At 37.8% G+C, this 4,722-nt stretch carries 3 protein-coding genes and 1 pseudogene; all 4 read right to left on the bottom strand.

Features of this window, described 5'->3' with window-relative positions; all coding sequences use genetic code 11:
- Positions 1 to 318 precede the first annotated feature (318 nt).
- Positions 319 to 1,131 (bottom strand): HAD-IIA family hydrolase, encoded by an 813-nt coding sequence (locus G5B11_RS18180; RefSeq protein WP_004074351.1) that lies wholly within the window; start codon positions 1,129 to 1,131, stop codon positions 319 to 321.
- A 161-nt stretch (positions 1,132 to 1,292) separates the two neighbouring features.
- Complete coding sequence (locus G5B11_RS18175) at positions 1,293 to 2,093, bottom strand: helix-turn-helix transcriptional regulator (protein WP_173729272.1); 801 nt, start codon at positions 2,091 to 2,093, stop codon at positions 1,293 to 1,295.
- Between the two features lie 351 nt (positions 2,094 to 2,444).
- Entirely contained in the window at positions 2,445 to 3,842 is a 1,398-nt protein-coding gene (locus G5B11_RS18170) for an MFS transporter (protein ID WP_173729271.1), read from the bottom strand.
- Between the two features lie 167 nt (positions 3,843 to 4,009).
- Positions 4,010 to 4,666, bottom strand: a pseudogene (locus G5B11_RS18165) (beta-galactosidase small subunit); the annotation flags it as partial.
- Positions 4,667 to 4,722: the final 56 nt, after the last annotated feature.

The following is a 4,722-nucleotide window of genomic DNA, read 5'->3' as shown; positions in this document are numbered from 1 at the left end:
CGAATGGAGGTGATAGCGCATGCGCGCACTTCAAGCAACGACCGCAGGTCGCACCAATATGGTACTTGCATTCCCATTTAGTATGAGCTAAACTATTTACGTTCATTTTATGAATCTCCTGTGATTTAATATTTGTGGTTTGCAGACCTACATTTATTTTAACACAGGAGATTACTTATATCTAAAGAGCTTCCCTCCCCCTGCATAGCAGGGGGGGTATTTTTACTGTCACACAATCAAACAGAGCTTGAGAGGCAACCACATTTTCGATTGTCTATCAAGCTCTGTTTATCTCTTAGTACTTCAGATTATTCATTATTACTCTGCCTTTGACTTTGCTAACATAGCAATATCCCCCACACCATTTAAAACCATAGTTGGACGATACGCATAAGTTTTGAGTGTATCCTTCGTTGAACATCCAGAGAGAACCAATACAGTAGACATACCACTTTCCATTCCTGAAATCACATCTGTATCCATACGATCCCCAACCATTACAGCTTCTGCTGAATGACATCCAAGCATATTCAATCCTGTTCTCATCATCAGTGGATTCGGTTTCCCACAGAAATATGCCTGTGTACCTGTTGCCATTTCTATAGGTGCAATCAATGCACGACAAGCAGGAGCAATGCCGTTCTCAATCGGTCCGGAAACATCTGAGTTTGCTCCGATCAGCTTTGCACCTTTCAGAACTAAATTCGTTGCTTTTGTTAATGTATCCAATGAATAGGAGCGTCCCTCTCCCACAACAACATAATCCGGATTTACATCATTCATTGTGATACCTACATCATAAAGTGCATTTAACAGGCCGGCTTCTCCTATCACAAATGCCGAACAGCCTGCCGCCTGTTCTTTTAAAAATGCGGCTGTTGCCAATGCACTGGTATAAAAATGTTCTTCTGGCACATCAAGTCCCATCCTTGCCAGTTTCTGATTTAATTCCCGTGGTGTATATCCACTATTATTTGTCAAAAATAAATATTCTTTCTTTTCATCATGCAACCACTGGATGAATTCTGGAACACCTGGCAATATCTGATTGCCATGATAGATCACACCATCCATATCACAGATGAATCCTTTTTTTTCATTAAAATCGATTATGGATTTTATCATGTTCATATGCGCCCTGCCTTTCTTGTTTCTTTAAAATACACCTTACTCTTTTCATAATAGAATAAAACTCTTTTTTCTACAAATATTTTTATATTATATCATCCACACATGAAATCAAATACATAGCACTGTAAAATCAAAGTAAATATTTCGATCAACAGAACCTTTTATGACAACATCTCTTTCACACAAGTACTTCGATAATCACTTGGTGATATTTTATATCTTTCTTTAAATACTCGGTTAAACGTTCTCTGACTTTCAAATCCACTATCCAGACAAATATTTGTAATAGAATCACTCGTATTTTCCAAACGATGGCATGCATAGTTCAGCCTTGCATCGTTAAGATATTGATTAAAGTTTCTATGGAATGTCTTGGAAAAGAGTCTGGATAAAACATATTTGCTCACGCCCAGGTCTTTTGCCATCTCTTCCAACGAAAACTTCTTCTTGAAATTTGCTGATATATAGGAAACTGTCTGGTAAATAAGATCGTTGCTCCCCACACTGCTCTTTTCTACCAAATTTAATTTTCCTATGCAGCGTACCAACACAATTTGAAGATATGCCTGTGCAACAGTAATATCCGACTGTTCTGTCTCTAAAATTGCATTTATAACCCTATATACCTCCGTTTCAACCTTTTCCGCTTTGATGAGTGGGTATTCAGGAGCCATGGATTGCATGATATCTGCAAATTTGGCTATAGTAAATGGCGATGCAATCAGATACGTCGCTTTATTTACACCGGGTGTCAGTACCTGATAGTGATGAATAACATCTGGAAATACAAAGCCTATATCTCCTTTTTCCATATGGTATAGTTCCTGTCCGACACCAAGTTCTAATGATCCACTTGTTACACAAACGATCTCCAGTGCATTATGAAGATGTGGTTCAATATGTTTTGACTTCCTATTTATTGCTATAATCTCCTCTTTTGTGTCAACATATTTTAACTGCATGAAATACTCCCCTTTGCAACATTTGTCTATATCTTCTTTCGATTTGGCAAGCAATTCTTTTACACCTATCTTATAATCAGCTTGTAAATAAGGAAAGGAGGAATTGCAAATGAGCAACCTAAAAAAATATCTGAATGACCTTTTAGTATTCTACACTGAATATTTTGAGCATCCTTACCATGTATAAATACTAAAAGGACTATTTTGTGAAAACTGAATATTTTCTTAAGGCCATTTCACAAAAATGAAGTGGTCCTTTTTTATTTTCAAAATACAGTTCTATCACTTTATATATAGAAAAAAGCACTGTCTCATCGAACAACGATCAGACAACGCTTTCTCCTGTCAATTCTAATTTATGTCCGATGCATCTGTTACTTCATCTGCAGCAATTTCTTTTTCTGCTTTCAGTTTTATATTTGCATCTTCTACATTCATTCTTGAAAGTACAAACATAATCAATACATCAAAGATTAACGGAAGCCAAAGATACATAAACTGCATCATATCAAGTGCAGACTGCGGCTGAGTTGCATTTGTTCCGATATATCCACTGAACTCAAGCATCCATCCAACAACAGCGGTTCCAATACCTCCACCGATTTTTACGCCAAGAGAAGTACAAGAGTACATCGTTCCGTCAATTCTCTTTCCCTGTGTAAGATAAGTGTATTCAGAGCAGGATGCGATAACTGCATTCATATCTCCCTGCCATGGTCCCTGACCTAAGGCTGCAAGAGCTGTAAACGCCATCATCAGCGGAACACTGCCCATATATCCGGCAATAACAACAAGTGCTCTACCAATGACTGCTAAAACATAACCTCTTAAATTCAGTTTGTACATACCTTTCCACTTACCAACTAAGGTTGGTGTAAAAATTAAGGCAATGATCAGTGGAATATTAACTGCCCATGCAAATTGTCCAAACAAATTCTTATTTTTCAGTACCCATGTCATGTAATAAATGCCAGCTCCAATCATGGCACCATATAACTGCTGTAAAATATATGTTCCACAAATCATCATGTAATATTTGTTTTTAACAAGAAGCTTGAATGCCTGTACCATTCCGTACTTTTCATTATCATCCTTTACTTCTCCTTCGTTAAGTTCTTCCTCAGGAAGTTCCTTAACAGAAAGTGCTGAAATCGTATTTATGACAAGACCAATGATTGCATAGATAATAGCAACCGTTCTCCATGCCGCAGCATCTCCACCACATTTATCTACAAATCCAACTGTAATCGCCTGAATCAGAAGACTTGTTGAAAACGCAAAAATAAAACGGTAAGATCCCATCTGCACACGCTCTTTGCTGTTCTTTGTAATCAGTGACGTAAGTGCTGAGTAAGCAATATTGTTTGCTGTATAAAACACACCATTTAACAGTGTATAAGAAATAAAGAACCATGCATATTTAGCCGTTGTTCCCAAACTCACCGGTACTGCAAAGCAGCCGACCAGCGTAATGGCACAACCAATGTATCCGTATAGCATCCATGGCTTCGCTTTTCCCATTTTACTGTGTGTTTTGTCAATCATTGATCCAAAAAATATATCCGTAAAACCATCAAATAGTTTTGATACGGCAATCAGGGTACCTACGACACCTGCAGCAAGTCCTACTGAGTCCGTCAGATAGACCATCATGAAAGATGTCAGGAAGGCATAGACTACATTACCTGCAATATCACCTGATCCATATCCAATTTTGTTATACCATTTCAAATACTTTTTTTCTTCCATCGAATTTCTTTGCTCCTCATCTTCATCGCACTTAGAATCTCAATATGTCTAACCGTATGATGTCTAATTATATTTTTTTCTCTGTTTTTGTCTGATTGCTCTGTATATCCGGACTTTACATTGCAATCAGACTATCCTTCTTTGTTTACGAGTTACATGAAACTTTATTACCCCTTTACATACGGTATCAGCGTAAACTGGAACCGGAATAATACATCATCAAATCGGTACTGATCCAATACAACTGGACCACAACTATTAGAACCAATGCCATTTAATGCGTAGTCAACGCAAAATACTACACTATCTGATTCTGTCAGTTCATAATTATGCGTTTTCTTCTCAAGTTCTTCCTGCGTATAATAAGAAGCATTGAATGAGAAGGCATTTTCCGCAGATACCACAATTCCATATCGGCTGTTGTTAAGCTCTACATATTCACAATCATAATGGCTTCCATTTTCCTGTGGGCGAATATAATCCTCATGCAAATCATCTACATTTGCATGATACAAACCGTGGCTCGCAGCCTGATGTTTGTCACAATAGCTTTCCTGTGGTCCCATTCCAAAGTATCGTGCAGCTGAAAGTTTTTTATCCAGGAACATCCTCACACCAAATCTTGGCAGGTCCGGAAATTCATCATCTTTTGTTACTGCAATATCTGCATCAATCTTTCCAGCAGCTTCTATTTTCCATGTGATCGTCACATCAAGAATCTTCTGTACTGTCTCTGCCACAACGGATGCATGGCTTGTAATTTTCACACCATGCTTTCCCTGCACGACCTCTGTCGTGTAAGCTCTTGTATAAGCTTTATCATAAAAGGGCACTGAAAAAGTCTGATTCTAAAAAAGAATTGGGCTTTTTTTCGTATTTC

The sequence above is a fragment of the Blautia glucerasea genome (assembly GCF_013304385.1).
Taxonomy (GTDB): Bacteria; Bacillota; Clostridia; order Lachnospirales; family Lachnospiraceae; genus Blautia_A; species Blautia_A ammoniilytica.
The sequence above is the reverse complement of the archived record's forward strand: the minus strand, read 5'-3'. Positions and strand labels throughout refer to the sequence as shown.

Bases quoted from the DNA above. Each gene is read 5' to 3' on its own strand.
- G5B11_RS18175 (WP_173729272.1), bottom strand. From the start codon at position 2,093: ATGCAGTTAAAATATGTTGACACAAAAGAGGAGATTATAGCAATAAAT.
- G5B11_RS18180 (WP_004074351.1), bottom strand. From the start codon at position 1,131: ATGAACATGATAAAATCCATAATCGATTTTAATGAAAAAAAAGGATTC.
- G5B11_RS18170 (WP_173729271.1), bottom strand. From the start codon at position 3,842: ATGGAAGAAAAAAAGTATTTGAAATGGTATAACAAAATTGGATATGGA.